This window comes from Bordetella ansorpii, assembly GCF_900078705.1.
GTDB lineage: Bacteria > Pseudomonadota > Gammaproteobacteria > Burkholderiales > Burkholderiaceae_B > Bordetella > Bordetella ansorpii_A.
The window spans coordinates 13,595-30,221 of record NZ_FKIF01000006.1; the positions used below are offsets into that span (position 1 = coordinate 13,595).

The window sequence follows — 16,627 nt, forward strand, 5'->3', positions numbered from 1 at the left end:
CCCGGCAGGAAGCGATCGGTCCTGGATGTCTTGATAATCGCGGGGTGTGAACACAGGCCGACCCCGCCTGATGGCGGGGTCTTGCCTTGTGCCGGCAACCACGCGGGCTTTACTTTCTGACGCCCAATCCACTGGGCAGCGACGCCAGCCATGCCGATACGTTGGCGATGTCCTGGTCCGACATCTGCGCGGCGAAGGCGCCCATGATGGGGTTCTTGCGCACATTGGCCGTGGCCGGGCTGCTGGACCCGCCACGCTTGTAGGCCTTCAGCGCATGCGCCAGGTAATCGGCATGCTGCCCCGCCAGGATCGGGTACTCGGGCTGGACCGCCGTCTTGGCGTCGGCGCCATGGCAGGACGCACAGTTCATCTTGTCGAACACCGCTTTACCGGCGGCGAGATCCTGCGCCTGCGACGGCAGGGCGGACACGGCAACGAGAATACCCGTCAGGGCAAAGATAGCGCGTTTCATGTGTCGGCCCCGATCACTTGAGGTTGCTGTAGTAGGCCGCCAGATCGGCGATGTCCTGGTCGGACAGGCTGCCCGCGATCGCATCCATCGTGGGATGGCTGCGCGCGCCCTTCTTGTATTCGTTCAGCGCGGCCTCGATGTACCTGGCGTTCTGGCCCGCGATCATGGGCACGTGGTACAGCTCGGGAAACGAGGCCTTGTAGCCGGGAATGCCGTGGCACCCGATGCACATGGACACCTTGTCGCGCGCGTTCTGCACGTTGCCCGTGATGGGCGCGGCCGCTGGTGCCGCCGCGGCGGAGGGCGCCGCGGGGGCCGCCGCCTGGGCCTTTGCCGGGGCGGCGATGGCACAGGTGGCCACCAGGACGAACAGGGGCGCCAGGCGCACCAGGGGTAATCTCAACTTCATCGGTCTGTCTCTTCTCTAGTAGGAATAATGATGACTGAAGCTGGGCTGCTGGCGGCGGGGTGCCCCGGCCGGCAAACGGGTGGATTGTACGATAATTGATCAGGGTCCATACTGTAGACGACCCCTGCCGCAGGGTTCCTCAACGACTTCGCCGCCACATGTCCGTTCATCCCGAATCCCAGACCTCCACCCGCTTCGAAGGCACCGACCGCTACGTCGCCACCGACGATCTGAAACTGGCCGTGAACGCGGCGCTCACCCTGCAGCGCCCCCTGCTGATCAAGGGCGAGCCCGGCACCGGCAAGACCATGCTGGCCGAGGAAGTGGCGCGCGCGCTGGGCCGGCCGCTGATGCAGTGGCACATCAAGTCCACCACCAAGGCGCACCAGGGCCTGTACGAATACGATGCCGTCTCGCGCCTGCGCGATTCGCAACTGGGCGACGAGAAGGTGCGCGACATCCGCAACTACATCGTCCGCGGCACGCTGTGGCAGGCCTTCGAGTCCGACGAGCCCGTGGTGGTGCTGATCGACGAGATCGACAAGGCCGACATCGAATTCCCCAACGACCTGCTGCGCGAACTCGACCGCATGGAATTCCATGTGTACGAAACGCAGCAGACCGTGGTGGCGCGCCACCGTCCGCTGGTCATCATCACGTCGAACAACGAGAAAGACCTGCCCGACGCCTTCCTGCGCCGCTGCTTCTTCCACTACATCCGCTTCCCCGACCGCGACACCATGCGCGACATCGTGGGCGTGCATTTCCCCGACCTGAAGCAGGACGTGCTGCGCGCCGCCATGGACACCTTCTTCGCGCTGCGCGAGGCGCCCGGCCTGAAGAAGAAACCGTCGACGTCCGAGTTGCTGGACTGGCTGCGCCTGCTGCTGGCCGAGGACGCCAGCGCCGCGCAGATCGACGCGCACGCGGCCACGGCCGTGCCCATGCTGGCCGGCGCCCTGCTGAAGAACGAACAGGACATGCAGTTGCTCGAACGCCTGGCCGCGATGACACGCGGCGGACAGCGCCGCTAGACCCCGACGCGGCGGCGCCATGCTGATCGACTTCTTCTACCACCTGCGCGCGCACAAGCTGCCCGTGTCCGTGCAGGAATACCTGACGCTGGTCGGCGCGCTGCGCACCGACGTGATGTCGCCCACGCTGGACGAGTTCTACTTCCTGGCGCGCGCCGCGCTGGTCAAGGACGAGTCGCTGTACGACCGCTACGACAAGGCCTTCGGCGCGTATTACCGCGGCATCGAGGCCGCCCTGCCCGCTGGCCGCGACATCCCCATCGACTGGCTGATCAAGCAGTTCGAGAAGAGCCTGACGCCCGAGGAAAAAGCCGCGATCCAGAAGCACGGCTGGGACAAGCTGATGGAGCTGTTCAAGGAGCGGCTGGAAGAGCAGAAGGAACGCCACGCCGGCGGCAGCAAGTGGATCGGCACGGGCGGCACCTCGCCGTTCGGCAACGGCGGCTATCACCCCGAAGGCATCCGCGTGGGCGGCGATTCCGCCGGCAACCGCACCGGCATCAAGGTGTGGGACATGCGGCAGTTCCGCGACTACGACGATCAGGTCGAGCTGGGCACGCGCAACTTCAAGGTCGCGCTGCGCCGCCTGCGGCGCTTCGCGCGCGACGGCGCCGACCTGGAGCTGGACCTGGACGACACCATCGCCAGCACCGCGCGCAACGCAGGGCATCTCGATCTGCGGCTGGTGCCCGAAAAGCGCAACAACGTGAAGGTGCTGATGCTGCTGGACGTGGGCGGCAGCATGGACGACCACATCGCGCGCGTGGAGGAACTGTTCTCGGCCGCGCGCAGCGAGTTCCGCAATCTCGAGGTCTATTACTTCCACAACTGCCCGTACGAAAACCTGTGGCAGAGCAACCGGCGCCGCAACACCGAACGCTTCGAGACCTGGGACATCCTGCGCCGCTTCAATGGCGATTGGCGGTTGATCATCGTGGGGGACGCGACGATGAGCCCGTATGAGATCCTGCAACCGGGCGGCTCGGTCGAGCACTACAACAAGGAAACCGGCGCGGTGTGGATGCGCCGGCTGCTGGATGCGTGGCCGAAATCGGTTTGGCTGAATCCCGAGCCGACGGCGTCATGGCAGTACCGCCAGTCGATCGCGCTGATGCGCGACATCATGCAGGATCGCATGTTTCCGGTGACGGTGGCGGGGCTGGAGCAGGCGATGCGGTTGCTGTCGAAGTAATTGCGCTTGGGCTCGCTGCAGGACTGCCGCAACAGCAGCAGCATCCCGAGATACGTCAGGCGGTCTCGTCGGCCGTGAACTTGGCGAAATCGTGCGTGTACGTCACGGTGACGCCATGCTTCGTGCACACCATGTCCCGCTCCAGGTCCAGGTCGATCAGCAGGTCTTCGCCGCGCAAGCCCTGCCACATGGCGAGATAGCGGTACGAGCCGAACTTGCGGCCAGACTTCAGCGCACGCTCCACGCCGCCACGCCACGGCAGGATGACCAGCTCGCCTCGCACGGCGGCGGCGGCCAGCTCGGGGCGTTCTCTTGCCATGTCGCGGCCACGTTCCCACGCGGCGATGACACCCCAGTCTTCTGCCAGCCAGAGTTGGTCCACGGGCAGGCTGCCGCGTGCGGGCGTGTCGATGGGTCGTTGCAGTCTCATGCTGCCATTGCCAGAATTCGGAATTCGGTCGCCTTGGCTACAGGTCGAACCACGTTTCGCTCGCGCATCAGATCCACGATACCGTAGTTGGACAGGGTTTTCAGCGTGCGGGACAGATTGCTTGGCCTACGCCCGGTGGCCTGCGCCAACGCAGCGATGGATGCAGGTTGCGTTTCAATAATCACGCGCAGCAGTGCGCGGTTCTCATCGCTGAGAACCTCGGCCAGCGACCTCATCGAGGTGAACCAGATTTTGGGCTCGCCCGCCTTGGGCTTGTAGTCCCCACGGGCGATAGCCAGCACTCGATCACGAATTTTCTCTTGCGGCATGATGCCGATGACGACGGACTTCATGACGTTCTCACTCTCGCTAATGTGCGGTCTGCATCCGCGAAAAAAATCAATCAACAACTGCTGAGCGTCCCTAAAGGCGTAAGGAACGCCCTTGTCCCTCGCATGCCGATGCTTATGGTCATAGGCATGGATATGCCCCGCATATATGATTCAGCGTAATCTGGCTAGCGGCGCCTCTCGCTGCTATTCTGAACAATCAGACCGTTTCCGGCTATCAGCCATCCACCGGCCGGTCCGGCGTATCCAGCGTCAACTGGTAGAACGCCAGATCCAGCCAGCGCCCGAACTTGAAGCCCGCCTGGCTGATCGTGCCCGAATGCACGAAGCCCAGCTTCTCGTGCAGTTTGATGCTGCCCGCATTGCTGGCGTCGATGCCGCCCACCAGCACATGCACCTGGTTCTTGCGCGCGGCGTCGATCATCACGCGCATCAGTGCCTCGCCCAAGCCAAGGCCGCGAAAACGCTGGTCGACGTAAACCGAATGTTCCACCGAGTACTTGAACGCCGGAAATGCGCGGAACGTGCCATAGCTGGCGAAGCCCATCAGTTCGCCCTCGGCATTCTCGTAGCCCAGCACCGGAAAGCCGCCCGCGGCCTTCACCTGGAACCAGGTTTCCATGGACTGCATCGTGCGCGGTTTGTAGTCGTACAGCGCGGTGGTATTGACGATCGCGTCGTTCAGGATGGCCAGGATGGCGGCCGCGTGGCGGTCGTAGGTGCATGACACCAGCGTGGCGCCGGCGGGGCCAGATGTTTGGGCGGAGTCGTTCATGGCAAGGGCACGGATGATCGGACGGGTTAGACGCGGGATTGTAGGCCCGACGAGGCAGGCCGGATCGCGCCGCCGCCCAAGCAGGCGGACATGACCCAACCCATGGCAATACGAAGTCACGTCTTGGCTGGCGCACGCGCCAGGCCAAAGCTATACGCCGCACTGCGTCAGATCAGCGCCTGCCTGACCCGATGCGACACCCACTCCGCCACGAACACCGTGGCCAGGATGGCCGCGAAGATCACCGTGACCTGCGGCCAGGCCAGCGTGTCTACCGAAGCCGCCAGCGGCAGGCCGATGCCGCCCGCCCCCACGATGCCCAGCACGGTGGATTCGCGGATGTTGATGTCCCAGCGGTAGACCGTGGTGCCCACCAGCGCGGGCAGGATCTGCGGCACCACGGCATAGGCCAGCACCTGCGGCCGGCTGGCGCCGGTGGCGGTGACGGCCTCGACCTGGCGCACGTCGATCTCCTCGATGGCCTCGTACATCAGCTTGCCGACGAAGCCGATGGAGCGCAGCGCGATGGCGATGATGCCGGCCAGCACGCCCGGCCCCACCACCGTCACCAGCAGCATGGCCCAGATCAGCGAGTTGATGGAGCGCGACGCCACGATGATGCCCAGCGCCACCGGTCGCAGCGCCAGCCGGCTGGGCGTGGTGTTGCGCGCCGCCAGGAAGGCCACCGGCACCGCGATGGCCGCGCTGATGGCGGTCCCCAGCGTGGCGATGTTCAAGGTGTCCCACAGCGGCTGCCAGAGCTTGTCCAGATAGCTCCAGCGCGGCGGCCACATGCGCGAGACCATGTCCCACCCGGCGGCCGGCGCGTCGGCGGCGAAGGCCCAGATGGTGTTGCCGGACATCAGTTGCCAGCCCCAGGCGAACACCAGGGCGGCGATCATCCAGCCCAGCCAGGCCCAGCGCTGCTGCGCGGGGGTACGGCGGCGCCAGACGGGCACGGCAGGCATCGTCGGAGTGTTCACAGGAACCTCCGCCGCACGTGCCCCGAGGCGTATTCACACAGCATCACGATGGCGATGATCAGCAGGAGGATCGCGGCGGCCGTCTCGAACTCATAGCGGTCGAAGGCCGTGTTCAGCGTGGCGCCGATGCCGCCCGCGCCCACGATGCCGATGATGGCGGCCTCGCGGAAATTGATGTCCAGGCGGTACAGCGACAGGCCGATCATGCGCGGCATGACCTGCGGCTGCACGGCATATACGATCCACTGCGGCCAGGCGGCGCCGGTGGCGCGCACGGCCTCCAGTTGGCCACGGTCGGCCGTCTCGATCTCTTCGGCCAGCAGCTTGCCCAGGAATCCCATCGACGCGATCACCAGCGTCAGCATGCCGGCCAGCGGGCCGAAGCCGAACATCTTCACCAGCAGGATGGCGATGATGAGTTCGGGAAACGCGCGCGAGGCGGCGATGAAGCCCCGGCACACCGCGTATACCGGCAGCGGGCTGATGTTGCGCGCCGCCCCCAGCCCGATCGGGATGCTCAGCACGATGCCGATGGCGGTGGACACGACGGCCATCGCCACGCTTTCCAGGATGCCCTCGCTGATCTCGCGCCAGCGGGTGATGAAATCCGGATGCGCGAACGCGGCCACGAAGCGCCAGCCGCGCACCAGGCCTTCGGCGACGCGGTTCCAGTCGACGTGGATGGAACCCAGCGCGGCGGCCAGGTACAGGGCCGCCAGCAGCCACAGTCCGTAGCGCAGCGCCGCTGAACGGATGAAGGGCGGCCGGCGCCAGTGCAGCGGCGCGCTCACAGGATCACCTCCTGCGCATGCCGGCATTGGCTCTCGCGTCGGCTCGACCTGCTCATGCCGCCGCCGATGCCGCGCGCAGCGCCACGTCGTCCTCGCCGGCATCCGCCGCATCCCCGGTGGCGGCGTGGCCCGAGGCGTTCCAGTCTTCCTGGCCGTAGATGTCGGTCAGCACGTCGGGCGTCAGCCCGGTGGGCAACCCGTCATAGACCAGCTTTCCCTTGCGCAGGCCGACGATGCGGTCGGCGAACTGCGTGGCCAGCGCCACGTCGTGGATGTTGATGACCGCGGACAGCCCGCGTTCGCGGCAGATCTCGCACAGCAGGCGCATGATCTGCCGCGAGGTTTTCGGATCCAGGCTGGCGGTGGGCTCGTCCACCAGCAGCAGCAGGGGCTCCTGCATCAGCGCCCGGGCGATGCCCACGCGCTGGCGCTGCCCCCCCGACAGGGCATCGGCGCGCTTGTTCTCGAAACCCGTCAGGCCCACGCGGTCCAGCAGATAGTAGGCCTGCTGGATGTCGGCCTGGGGGTAACGGCGCGTCCAGCTGCGCCAGAACCCCGTGTAGCCCAGACGGCCCGACAGCACGTTCTCCATGACCGTCAGGCGTTCGACCAGGGCATATTCCTGGAAGATCATGCCGAGCTGGCGGCGCGCCTGGCGCAGCGCGCGCGCGGACAGGCCGCCCAGGGCCCGACCTTGCAGCCGCACCTCGCCCCCCGAAGGCTCGACCAGCCGGTTCACGCAGCGGATCAGGGTGCTCTTGCCCGCGCCGGACGGACCAATCAGCGCCAGCACCTGGCCGCGCGGCACGGCCAGGTCGACGTGGTCCAGCGCCAGGTCGCCGGTCGGATAGCGCTTGACCAGCCCTTGCAGCGCGAGCAGGGGCTCGTCCTGCCCAGCCGGCGCGGTTCCGGCCATGCTTACTTGCAGGTGTAGGAGACGTTCATGGCCCGGTCGATCTCGCGAACCACGGCCCAGTGTTCCTTGTAGGTGATCGGGATGAAGCTTTCCTGCGCCGGTTCGGTCTTGCTGAATTCCTTCAGCAGTTGCGTGCCTTCCCAGTTGAACGAGAAGAAAGCCTGCTTCACCTTCTCGGCCAGCTCGGGTTTCAGGTTGTAGACGTAGCCGTAGCCCGTGGTGGGGAACGACTGCGACTTGTAGATGGTGCGGATCCTGGACTTGTCCACGGCGTTGCGCGCGAACATGCGGTACATGACCGAGTTGGCCACGGCGGCGGCGTCGTAGTCCTTGTTGGCCACGCCGATCACCGAGTTGTCGTGCTTGCCCGAGAACGCCGGCTTGTAATCGCGCTCGGCCTGCATCTTGTAGGTGCTGGCCAACAGCGCCGACGGCGCCTTGTAACCGGAGTTGGACGTCTGCGACGTGAAGGCGATGGTCTTGCCCTTCAGGTCTTCGATCTTCTGCGCGGGGCTGTCGGCCGGCACGATGATTTCCATCTCGTAGCCGTAGGCGCCCTTCCTGTCGGCCATCATGGCCATGGGCACGAAGCCGGCGCAGTTCACGGCCAGCGGGTTGCTGCCGGTGTTGAAACCGGCCACGTGCAGGCGGCCGGAGCGCATGGCCTCCAGCTGCGCGGCATTCGATTGCACGGGGAAGAACTGCACCTTCTTGCCGGTGGTCTTCTCCATGTGGCGCAGGAACTCGTCCCAGACGCCGCGGTACACCTCGGGGTCTTCGACGGGGGTGTAGGCGAAGATCAGCACCGACGGGTCGACCCACTGCTTGGGATCCGTGGGGGCATCGGCCACCATGTCGCCGTTGGCGTCGCAGAACTTCTTGTCGAGATCACCCTGGGCGCATTCCGCGGCGCCCGCGAACGGAGCCGAGAACGCCCCGGCCATGCCCATGAGCGCAATACCGAACAGCTGCTTCGTTTTCATTTCAACCCCGTGTCAGGAAACCGGCGGACATTTTTCGACAGATTCGTGACAAGCCCATGACGGGCGGTGAACCAATGGCTAGGGATAAACTCCAACCGGATTCCGCAACTGAACAGGGCACGAAACATGCGTCTTTCCTTCTCGGTACTGCCATGCCGCCTGCCGGTGCTGCTGGTGTCGTCGTTCCTGGCCTTCCAGGCCGGGGCCGCGCCGCTGCCCAAGGGCGTCTCCGAAGTCACCTCGGTCGAAGGCATTACCGAGTACAGGCTGGACAATGGTTTGCGCGTGCTGCTGGCCCCGGACGCATCCAAGCCCTCCACCACCGTCAACATGACGTACCTGGTGGGCTCGCGTAACGAGAATTACGGCCAGACCGGCATGGCCCACCTGCTGGAACACATGATGTTCAAGGGCACGCCGACCATGCGCAACGCGCTGGGCGAGTTCTCGCGGCGCGGCTTGCAGGCCAACGGCACCACCGCCGCCGACCGCACCAACTACTTCGCCAGTTTCGCGGCCAATCCCGAGACCCTGAAATGGTATCTGGGCTGGCAGGCCGACGCGATGGTCAATTCGACCATCCTGAAGTCGGACCTGGATTCGGAAATGACCGTGGTCCGCAACGAGATGGAAAGCGGCGAGAACAGCCCCTTCCGCATCCTGATGCAGAAGATGCAGGCCACCGCCTACCAGTGGCACAACTACGGCAAGCAGACCATCGGGGCGCGCTCCGACGTGGAAAACGTCGACATCGGCCAGTTGCGGGCGTTCTATCACCAGTATTACCAGCCCGACAACGCCGTGCTGATCGTGGCCGGCAAGTTCGACCCTAAGACGGCGCTCGCCGACATCCAGGGCACGCTGGGCAAGCTGCCCCGCCCCAAGCGCAAGCTGCCGCCCGAATACACCGTCGAGCCCACCCAGGACGGCGAGCGCGCCGTCACGCTGCGCCGCGCCGGCGGCACGCCGCTGGTGGCCGCCATGTATCACATTCCCGCCGCCGGCAGCCCCGACTTCGTGCCCTTCGACCTGGCGGCCACCATCCTGGCCGACACGCCTTCGGGCCGCTTGTACAAGGCGCTGGTGCCGACCAAGGAAGCCACCGACGTCTTCGGCTTCACCATGGACCAGCACGATCCCGGCATCGCCATGTTCGGCGCGCAACTGCAGGCCGACATGGACGAGGGCAAGGCCCTGGCCACCCTGACCGGCACGCTGGAATCCGTGGGCAAGCAGCCCTTCACCGCCGAGGAACTCGAGCGCGCGCGCAGCAAGTGGCTGACGGCCTGGCAGCAGACCTACAACGACCCCGAGCGCGTGGGGGTGGCGCTGTCCGAAGCCATCGCCTCGGGCGACTGGCGCCTGTTCTTCCTGCAGCGCGACCGCGCCCGCGACGCCAAGCTGGACGCCGTGCAGCGCGCCGCCGACGCTTACCTGGTGCGGGCCAACCGCACCGAGGGCCGCTACATCCCCACGGACAAGCCGCAGCGCGCGCCGCTGGGCGAGCGTCCCGACCTGGCGCAGGTCTTCAAGGACTACAAGGGCGATCCCGATTTCAAGGCCGTGGCCGCCTTCGATCCCACGCCCGCCAACATCGACAAGCTGACGCAACTGCGCACGCTGGACCTGCCCGGCGGCCCGGTGCAGTTGGCCCTGCTGCCCAAGGCCACGCGCGGCGAGCGTGTGCAGGCGCAGTTGCTGCTGCAATTCGGCGATGCCGAGACCCTGAAGGGCCAGCGCGACATCGCCGACGCCGCCGCCGACCTGCTGACCCGCGGCACGCCGCAACTGACGCGCCAGGCCATCGAGGACCGCTTCGACAAGATGCAGGCCCAGGTCAGCTTCAGCGGCTCGGGCACCGACCTGGCGGTGGGCATGTCGACCACGCGCGAGAACCTGCCGGAACTGATCTCGCTGGTGCTGGATATCCTGCGCAACGCCAACTATCCCGAGTCGGAAGTGGCCGAGTACAAGCGCCAGGTGGTCACCTCGCTGCAAAGCGCCATGACCGAACCCACCGCCCTGGCCTCGCGCGCCCTGGCCCGCCACAACAACCCGTGGCCGGCCGACGACGTGCGCTACACGCCCAGCTTCGAGGAGTCGCTGGCCAACGTGAAGTCGCTGGCGCGCGACCAGCTGGCCGCATTCCACGACAAGTTCTACGGCACCGGCCGCATCAAGTTCTCGGCGGTGGGCGACTTCGATCCCAAGGCCGCGCAAACCGCACTGACCAAGGGCCTGGACGGCTGGAAGCGCGCCCCGGCCTACACGCGCCTGGACAACCCGTACCGCGACGTGCCGGCCAAACTGTTCGAGATCGCCACGCCCGACAAGGCCAACGCGTTCTACATCTCGCGCGCCCCGATCAAGCTGCAGGACACCAGCGCCGACTTCCCGGCCCTGTATCTGGCCAACTTCCTGCTGGGCACGTCCGAGACCTCGCGCCTCTGGAGCCGCGTGCGCGAGAAGGAAGGGCTGTCGTACAACGTGCGCAGCAACATGACGGCCTCGTCGTTCGAACCCACCGGCAGCTGGACCATCTACGCCATCTACGCGCCGCAGAACCGCGAGCGCCTGGAAAAGGCCGTCTCGGAAGAACTGGCCCGCGTGCTGAAGGACGGCTTCACCGACGCCGAGGTGCGTGACGGCGTGACCGCCCTGCTGAACTACCGCAACCTGTCGCGCGCCCAGGACTCCGTGCTGGCGGGCGTGTGGGTCGACTACATGAAGACCGGCCGCACCTTCGCCTGGTCCGCCGAGATCGACGAGAAGCTGAAGGCGCTGACGCCGGCCACCGTGAACGCGGCCCTGCGCAAGTACCTGAAGCCCGAGGACTTCAGCACCTCGGTGGCGGGCGACTTCACCCGGAAGGCGCCCTGACGCAGCGCGTCACGGCGGAGAGATCCGCCACATCATGTCAATTTCTGGAACTTAAATCCCATGAAATGGGATTTAAGTTCCAGGCCTCGCAATAGTCCCCCTCTCTCTCCATGCCAGGCCCGGCGCCCTGCCGGGCCATCCGGCGCGTCCGCCTGCCGCGGGCAATACGCATGCGGAATGCCGCGCCGCACCATCATTTCAAGCACCTGAATCCGTCCAGGACGCTGCCTGGACGCCGGCGACATTCGTCTGTGCAAACGACGAATCTGCCTGTTCCAAGTGTTGTCACCCAGTTTTTTTGGGCGTAGTATCGCCAAAAATAATCCCGAATCAAAAGATTCACTTCCTAAATAATAGGATTTAAAGAAAAATCAGCGGCACCGTGCCGGCGGGACCGGCCCCAAGAGGAGACAACCAGGATGAAGATCGTCAACGTCGAAACCCTGTCGTGCGACGCGGGGTGGCGCAACTATCACTTCGTCAAGATCGAGACCGACGAGGGTCTCGTGGGCTGGAGCGAGTACGACGAAGGGTTCGGGTCGCCGGGCGTCAGCGCGGTCATCGAGCAGTTGGCGCGGGGGTTGGTGAACGCGCCGGTGCCGGGTCCGCAGCGTTTTTATGCCGAAGCCTACAGCCGCACCCGGCCCGCCGCCGGCGGCGTGGTGGGCGAAGGCATCGGCGCCCTGGAGAACGCGCTCCTGGACCTGCGCGGCAAGATCCTGGGCGTGCCCTGCTACGAGCTGCTGGGCGGCAAGGTGCGCGACGAACTGCGCGTGTACTGGTCGCACTGCCCGGCCTGGCGCATCAACCATCCCAAGTATTTCGGCCCGCCCGTCACCGACCTGGACGGCGTGAAGGCGATGGGCAGCGAGGCGCGCGAACGCGGCTTCACGGCGCTCAAGACCAATCTGTTCCTGTTCGACGACGGCCCGGCGCACGCCTGGCGGCCCGGTTTCGCCGCGCCGTTCTATCCCGAGCTGAACGCCGACCGCCGCCTGATCCGCAACCTGCGCGACAACCTGGAAGCGCTGCGCGACGGGGCCGGTCCCGACATGGAAATCCTGCTGGACCTGAACTTCAACTTCAAGACCGAGGGCTACCTGAAGCTGTTGCGGGCCATCGCCGACCACGACCTGTTCTGGGTGGAGATCGACTCCTACAACCCCGAGGCCCTGGCCTATATCCGCCAGCACAGTCCCTTCCCGGTCAGCTCGTGCGAGACGCTGTTCGGCGCCCGCGAGTTCATGCCCTACCTGCGCAACAACGCGGTGGACGTGGCCATCGTCGATGCGGTCTGGAACGGCGTGTGGCAATCCATGAAGATCGCCGACCTGGCGGACACGCACGAGGTCAACGTGGCGCCGCACAACTTCTACGGCCACCTGTGCACCTTCATGAACGCGCACTTCGCATGCGCCGCGCCCAACTTCCGCATCATGGAGACCGACATCGACCGGCTGGCCTGGGATGACGAACTGTTCACCCATGCGCCCGAGTACCGCGACGGCCACCTGATCGTTCCCGACCGCCCCGGCTGGGGCACCGACCCGGTGGAAGAGGCCCTGCGCGCCCATCCGCCCAAGCAAGGAGGCGGACTGATCCAGCCCCGGCCCAAGCACTGATCCGCAGTCCCGCTTTTTTCCCGACAAGGAGATGTCAACGATGCTGAACAACTGGGTAGATACGCTGACCAACCTGCGCAAGTCCGCTGGGGCTTTCGCCGAACACAATCCACCGGTGGTGCAGGCCTATCGCGGCCTGAACGAGGCGCTGGGCCAGGGCAAGACGCTGGATGCCAAGACCCGCGAGCTGATCGCGCTGGCGGTGGCCGTGACCACGCGCTGCGATGGCTGCATCTCGTCGCACTCGGCGGCCGCGCGCAAGGCCGGCGCCACCGAGGCCGAGGTCGCCGAGGCGCTGGGCACCGCCATCGCGCTGAACGCCGGCGCCGCCTACGTCTATTCGGTGCGCGCCATGGAAGCTTTCGGGCAGTTCAAGGAATAAACGCGGGGCCAGCCGCGCCCTGAACAGACACAGACCACCTCCGGGATACACCGGAGGGGCGAGGAGACAGACATGAATGCATTCCCGCGCCGGCGCGCCAGCGTGTTTTGCGCATGGGTACTCGCAGCAACCATCACCCACCCCGCCGTGGCCGCCTGGCCCGACGACAAGCCCATCCGCATGATCGTGCCCTATACGGCGGGCGGCGCATCGGACACCCTGGGCCGCATGGTCGCGGCCCACCTGACCACCACGTTGAAGCAGACCGTGGTCGTCGAGAACCGGCCCGGCGCCGGCAGCATGCTGGGATCGCAGTTCGTGGCGCGGGCCGACCCGGATGGCTACACCTTCCTGCTGGGCAGCATCTCGAACGTGCTGAACAACTTCTTCTACAAGGATCCCCTGTACGACCTGCGCCGCGACCTGGCCCCCGTGGCGCAACTGGTGACCGTGCCCAACTACCTGGCCGTGGCCCCCTCGGTGCCGGCCAAGACCATTGCCGAGCTGATCGCGCTGGCCAAGAAGGACGGCAAGGGACTGAGCTGCTCGACTTCGGGCATCGGCTCGTCGCCCTATCTGTCCTGCGAGTTGTTCCGCCTGCTGTCCGGGGCGGAGATCATCAATGTGCCCTTCAAGGGCGGCACGCAGGCCATCCAGGCCGCCATCGGCCAGCAGTCGACCATGGTGTTCGCCAACGAGGCGTTGCCCTTCATCACCTCGGGCCAGTTGCGGCCACTGGGCGTCACCACGCCCAAGCGCGCCAGCTTCCTGCCTGATGTGCCCGCGATCGGCGAAAGCCTGAAGGGCTATGACGTGACGGCGTGGTACGGCGTCTGGGCGCCGGCCGGCACCCCCTCCAAGGTGCTGGAGCGCGTCAGCGCCGACATCAAGGCCGCGCTGGCGCAACCGCAGGCGCAAAAGACCCTGGCCACGCTGGGCGCCGAACCCGCGCACGCCGGTCCCAAGGCCTTCGGCCAGTACGTGGAACAGGAGATGCAGCGATGGCAGAAACTGACGCAGAGCATGAATGTGAAACCACAATGATCCCGGCAGGGCAGGTCCGGCTGGCCGACGGCTTGCGGGTATGGGCCGAACGCACGCCGGACCAGCCAGCGGTCAGCGATGACCGCGCGGCCTGGACCTATGCCCAGCTGCAGGGCTGCGTGGACGAGGCCGCAGCTTTTCTGCGCGGCCAGGGCATCGCGGCCGGCGACCGCGTGATGCTGGTCGGCGAGAACAGCGCGGCGCTGGCCGCGCTGATTCTCGCGGCGGGCCGCATCGACGCCTGGGCCGTGCTGGAGAACGCGCGACGCGCGCCGCTGGAGGTCGACGCCATCGTCGACCTGTCGCGGCCGCGGCGCGTGGTGTTCGTCACCTCGCAGTCGCCCGCCGCGCTGGCGCATGCCGAACGGCATGGCGCAACGGTCGTGCCGGCGGGCTTCGGCGACGTGGCAGTCGGCCCGTTGCGAGACAGCGAGGCCGAGCCGGTTCAGGCCGGTCCGCAGCAGGTGGCGGCGCTGATCTACACCACCGGCAGCACCGGCAAGCCCAAGGGGGTGATGCTGACGCATGCGAACCTGCTGCACATCGCCCATCTGATGCGCACGCTCAGGCGCGTCACGCACGCCGACCGTGTCTATGGCGTGCTGCCCATCACGCATGTGATGGGGTTGTCGTCGGGCCTGATGGGAACGCTGGCCTCGGGCGCGCACGTCAGGCTGGTCGCGCGCCTCGATCCGCAAGCCTGCCTGCGGGCCCTTGCGCACGAAGGCATCACCATTCTCCAGGGTGCGCCCGCCATGTTCGCGCGGCTGATGCAGATCGCGTCGGCGCAGGGCCTGTCCGCGCCCGCGCTGCGCTTCATCGCGGCAGGCGGCGCGCCGCTGGACCCCACGCTGAGCGCGCAGGCGCGTAGCCTGTTCGGCCTGCCGCTGCACAACGGCTACGGCCTGACCGAAGCCTCGGGCACCTGCTGGACGCGGCTGGAAGACGTGGCGCCAGGCACTTCCGTGGGCCCGCCCACGCCGGGCGTCAGCCTGCGCGTGTGCGACCCGGACGGCCGTGAACTGCCGGACGGCCAGGAAGGCGAGTTGTGGCTGCGCGGACCCAACGTGATGCGCGGCTATTACCGCGCACCCGAACTGACGGCCACGGTGCTGCGGCCCGACGGCTGGTTCAACAGCCAGGATCTGGCGCGCCGCCTGCCCGATGGGCGCATCGAGATCGTCGGCCGCGCCAAGGACCTGATCATCCGCTCCGGCTTCAACGTGTCGCCGCTTGAAGTGGAACAGGCCCTGAACAGCCATGCCGACGTACAGCTGTCGGCCGTGTTCGGCCATGCCGTGGCGGGCAACGAGGAGATCATCGCCGTCGTCGAACCGGCGCCCGGCGTGGAACCGCGGGAGGCCGCGATACGCGCGCACCTGGCCCAGCGGCTGTCGCCCTACAAACTGCCCGGACGCATCCTGTTCGTGCCGGCCCTGCCGGTGGCGCCCAACGGCAAAGTCCTGAAACCCCGATTGATGCAGCAGATAGGAGAGATGCTATGAATACGTTCTTCCAGCACGGAATCACGCGGCGGCAGGAGGCACAGGCATGAGCCATGCAGTGACCTACGAATCGCGGGACGGCATCGCCGTCATCACCATCAACCGCCCCGACCGCCTGAACGCCATCGGCCCCGAGGTGGAAGCCGGCCTGGCGGCGGCATGGATGCGCCTGAACGACACGCCGGAAGACCGCGTGGGCATCCTCACCGCCGCGGGCACGCGGGCCTTTTCGTCGGGCCGCGACCGCGATGCGCAAAGCCCACCCGACTATCGCAGCTTCACGCCCAACGTGGGCGTGGCGCTGGACAAGCCGCTGATCGCGGCGGTCAGCGGCTGGTGCGTGGGCGGCGCGCTGGTACTGGTGGCCATGTGCGACCTGTGCGTGGCCACGCGCGATGCGCGCTTCACCTATCCCGAACCCAAGATGGGCTTCGCGGGCGGCATGATCGCCTCGCTGGCGGCGCGCATTCCGCACAAGGTCGCCATGGAGATCATGCTGCTGGGCGAAGTGCTGGAAGCCCAGCGCGCCTATGACGTGGGCCTGGTCAACCGGTTGGCCGAACCGGGCCAGCACCTGGAAGAGGCCATGAAGCTGGCGCGCCGGCTGGCCGACAACGCGCCGCTGGTGATGGCGATGCTCAAGCGCTTCGCGGCCGCCACCGTGCCGGCCAGTCCTGTCGAGCAGGCCGGCCTGGCCTGGCGCGAGACCGAACGCGTGTTCCGCAGCGCCGATTACCAGGAAGGCGTATCCAGCTTCCGCGACAAGCGCGATCCGCGTTTTTCCGGGCGCTGAGACGCCGCATATTGCCCATGCCGGCCGGACATCGATGTGTCCGGCCTGGTGCTGTTTCCGAAGCAA

General features: G+C 66.6%; 17 protein-coding genes. 8 read left to right on the plus strand and 9 right to left on the minus strand.

Annotated features, from left to right (window positions below; translation table 11 throughout):
- Positions 1–109 precede the first annotated feature (109 nt).
- Positions 110–472: a c-type cytochrome gene (locus tag A6745_RS10385; protein ID WP_066126657.1), complete on the minus strand. Its 363-nt coding sequence runs from the start codon at positions 470–472 to the stop codon at positions 110–112.
- 13 nt (positions 473–485) lie between these two features.
- Positions 486–881, minus strand: a complete 396-nt coding sequence (locus A6745_RS10390; protein WP_066126659.1) for a c-type cytochrome — start codon at positions 879–881, stop codon at positions 486–488.
- A gap of 158 nt (positions 882–1,039) precedes the next feature.
- On the opposite strand from A6745_RS10390, the gene A6745_RS10395 reads away from it, so the two are divergent.
- Together A6745_RS10395 and A6745_RS10400 are read left to right on the plus strand one after the other, a co-directional pair.
- Positions 1,040–1,915 (plus strand): AAA family ATPase, encoded by an 876-nt coding sequence (locus tag A6745_RS10395; protein ID WP_066126661.1) that lies wholly within the window; start codon positions 1,040–1,042, stop codon positions 1,913–1,915.
- 19 nt (positions 1,916–1,934) lie between these two features.
- Entirely contained in the window at positions 1,935–3,107 is a 1,173-nt protein-coding gene (locus tag A6745_RS10400) for a vWA domain-containing protein (protein ID WP_066126664.1), read from the plus strand.
- A gap of 55 nt (positions 3,108–3,162) precedes the next feature.
- Here A6745_RS10400 and A6745_RS10405 read toward each other — a convergent pair whose 3' ends face one another.
- From A6745_RS10405 to phnD, 7 genes are all read right to left on the minus strand, one after another.
- A complete protein-coding gene (locus A6745_RS10405) occupies positions 3,163–3,537 on the minus strand; it encodes a hypothetical protein (RefSeq protein WP_066126666.1) in 375 nt (124 codons plus the stop codon).
- On the minus strand, positions 3,534–3,890 hold the full coding sequence (locus A6745_RS10410) for an HVO_A0114 family putative DNA-binding protein (RefSeq protein WP_066126667.1): 357 nt from the start codon (positions 3,888–3,890) through the stop codon (positions 3,534–3,536). Before A6745_RS10410 ends, A6745_RS10405 begins: the two co-directional genes overlap by 4 nt.
- A gap of 214 nt (positions 3,891–4,104) precedes the next feature.
- Positions 4,105–4,662 (minus strand): GNAT family N-acetyltransferase, encoded by a 558-nt coding sequence (locus A6745_RS10415; protein WP_066126670.1) that lies wholly within the window; start codon positions 4,660–4,662, stop codon positions 4,105–4,107.
- 167 nt (positions 4,663–4,829) lie between these two features.
- Positions 4,830–5,645 carry a phosphonate ABC transporter, permease protein PhnE gene (phnE, locus tag A6745_RS10420; protein WP_231885969.1) on the minus strand — a complete coding sequence of 272 codons (816 nt, stop codon included), beginning with the start codon at positions 5,643–5,645 and terminating at the stop codon, positions 4,830–4,832.
- The gene (phnE, locus tag A6745_RS10425) at positions 5,642–6,436 is read right to left on the minus strand and encodes a phosphonate ABC transporter, permease protein PhnE (protein WP_231885970.1); all 795 of its coding nucleotides are present in this window, start codon (positions 6,434–6,436) and stop codon (positions 5,642–5,644) included. The genes phnE (A6745_RS10420) and phnE (A6745_RS10425) overlap by 4 nt, the downstream gene beginning before the upstream one ends.
- Before the next feature lie 52 nt (positions 6,437–6,488).
- Complete coding sequence (gene phnC / locus A6745_RS10430) at positions 6,489–7,352, minus strand: phosphonate ABC transporter ATP-binding protein (RefSeq protein ID WP_197488135.1); 864 nt, start codon at positions 7,350–7,352, stop codon at positions 6,489–6,491.
- 2 nt (positions 7,353–7,354) lie between these two features.
- Complete coding sequence (gene phnD, locus A6745_RS10435) at positions 7,355–8,335, minus strand: phosphate/phosphite/phosphonate ABC transporter substrate-binding protein (protein ID WP_082853009.1); 981 nt, start codon at positions 8,333–8,335, stop codon at positions 7,355–7,357.
- Positions 8,336–8,461: 126 nt separating this feature from the next.
- On the opposite strand from phnD, the gene A6745_RS10440 reads away from it, so the two are divergent.
- The 6 genes from A6745_RS10440 (at position 8,462) to A6745_RS10465 (ending at position 16,561) form a co-directional block, all read left to right on the plus strand.
- Positions 8,462–11,215, plus strand: a complete 2,754-nt coding sequence (locus tag A6745_RS10440; protein WP_066126677.1) for a M16 family metallopeptidase — start codon at positions 8,462–8,464, stop codon at positions 11,213–11,215.
- A 419-nt stretch (positions 11,216–11,634) separates the two neighbouring features.
- Positions 11,635–12,837, plus strand: a complete 1,203-nt coding sequence (locus A6745_RS10445; RefSeq protein WP_066126679.1) for a mandelate racemase/muconate lactonizing enzyme family protein — start codon at positions 11,635–11,637, stop codon at positions 12,835–12,837.
- A 40-nt stretch (positions 12,838–12,877) separates the two neighbouring features.
- Entirely contained in the window at positions 12,878–13,219 is a 342-nt protein-coding gene (locus A6745_RS10450; protein ID WP_066126680.1) for a carboxymuconolactone decarboxylase family protein, read from the plus strand.
- A gap of 72 nt (positions 13,220–13,291) precedes the next feature.
- Entirely contained in the window at positions 13,292–14,263 is a 972-nt protein-coding gene (locus tag A6745_RS10455; RefSeq protein WP_066126682.1) for a Bug family tripartite tricarboxylate transporter substrate binding protein, read from the plus strand.
- Positions 14,260–15,768, plus strand: coding sequence for a class I adenylate-forming enzyme family protein (locus A6745_RS10460; protein WP_156513353.1), 1,509 nt, complete (start codon positions 14,260–14,262; stop codon positions 15,766–15,768). Before A6745_RS10455 ends, A6745_RS10460 begins: the two co-directional genes overlap by 4 nt.
- A gap of 46 nt (positions 15,769–15,814) precedes the next feature.
- Positions 15,815–16,561, plus strand: a complete 747-nt coding sequence (locus A6745_RS10465; RefSeq protein ID WP_066126687.1) for an enoyl-CoA hydratase/isomerase family protein — start codon at positions 15,815–15,817, stop codon at positions 16,559–16,561.
- The last annotated feature ends 66 nt before the right edge of the window (positions 16,562–16,627 follow it).

What these genes read in the sequence shown, in the direction of transcription:
- A6745_RS10385 (WP_066126657.1), bottom strand. Translation starts at nt 472, where the DNA reads ATGAAACGCGCTATCTTTGCCCTGACGGGTATTCTCGTTGCCGTGTCC.
- A6745_RS10390 (WP_066126659.1), bottom strand. Translation starts at nt 881, where the DNA reads ATGAAGTTGAGATTACCCCTGGTGCGCCTGGCGCCCCTGTTCGTCCTG.
- A6745_RS10395 (WP_066126661.1), top strand. Translation starts at nt 1,040, where the DNA reads ATGTCCGTTCATCCCGAATCCCAGACCTCCACCCGCTTCGAAGGCACC.
- A6745_RS10400 (WP_066126664.1), top strand. Translation starts at nt 1,935, where the DNA reads ATGCTGATCGACTTCTTCTACCACCTGCGCGCGCACAAGCTGCCCGTG.
- A6745_RS10405 (WP_066126666.1), bottom strand. Translation starts at nt 3,537, where the DNA reads ATGAGACTGCAACGACCCATCGACACGCCCGCACGCGGCAGCCTGCCC.
- A6745_RS10410 (WP_066126667.1), bottom strand. Translation starts at nt 3,890, where the DNA reads ATGAAGTCCGTCGTCATCGGCATCATGCCGCAAGAGAAAATTCGTGAT.
- A6745_RS10415 (WP_066126670.1), bottom strand. Translation starts at nt 4,662, where the DNA reads ATGAACGACTCCGCCCAAACATCTGGCCCCGCCGGCGCCACGCTGGTG.
- phnC (WP_197488135.1), bottom strand. Translation starts at nt 7,352, where the DNA reads ATGGCCGGAACCGCGCCGGCTGGGCAGGACGAGCCCCTGCTCGCGCTG.
- phnD (WP_082853009.1), bottom strand. Translation starts at nt 8,335, where the DNA reads ATGAAAACGAAGCAGCTGTTCGGTATTGCGCTCATGGGCATGGCCGGG.
- A6745_RS10440 (WP_066126677.1), top strand. Translation starts at nt 8,462, where the DNA reads ATGCGTCTTTCCTTCTCGGTACTGCCATGCCGCCTGCCGGTGCTGCTG.
- A6745_RS10445 (WP_066126679.1), top strand. Translation starts at nt 11,635, where the DNA reads ATGAAGATCGTCAACGTCGAAACCCTGTCGTGCGACGCGGGGTGGCGC.
- A6745_RS10450 (WP_066126680.1), top strand. Translation starts at nt 12,878, where the DNA reads ATGCTGAACAACTGGGTAGATACGCTGACCAACCTGCGCAAGTCCGCT.
- A6745_RS10455 (WP_066126682.1), top strand. Translation starts at nt 13,292, where the DNA reads ATGAATGCATTCCCGCGCCGGCGCGCCAGCGTGTTTTGCGCATGGGTA.
- A6745_RS10460 (WP_156513353.1), top strand. Translation starts at nt 14,260, where the DNA reads ATGATCCCGGCAGGGCAGGTCCGGCTGGCCGACGGCTTGCGGGTATGG.
- A6745_RS10465 (WP_066126687.1), top strand. Translation starts at nt 15,815, where the DNA reads ATGAGCCATGCAGTGACCTACGAATCGCGGGACGGCATCGCCGTCATC.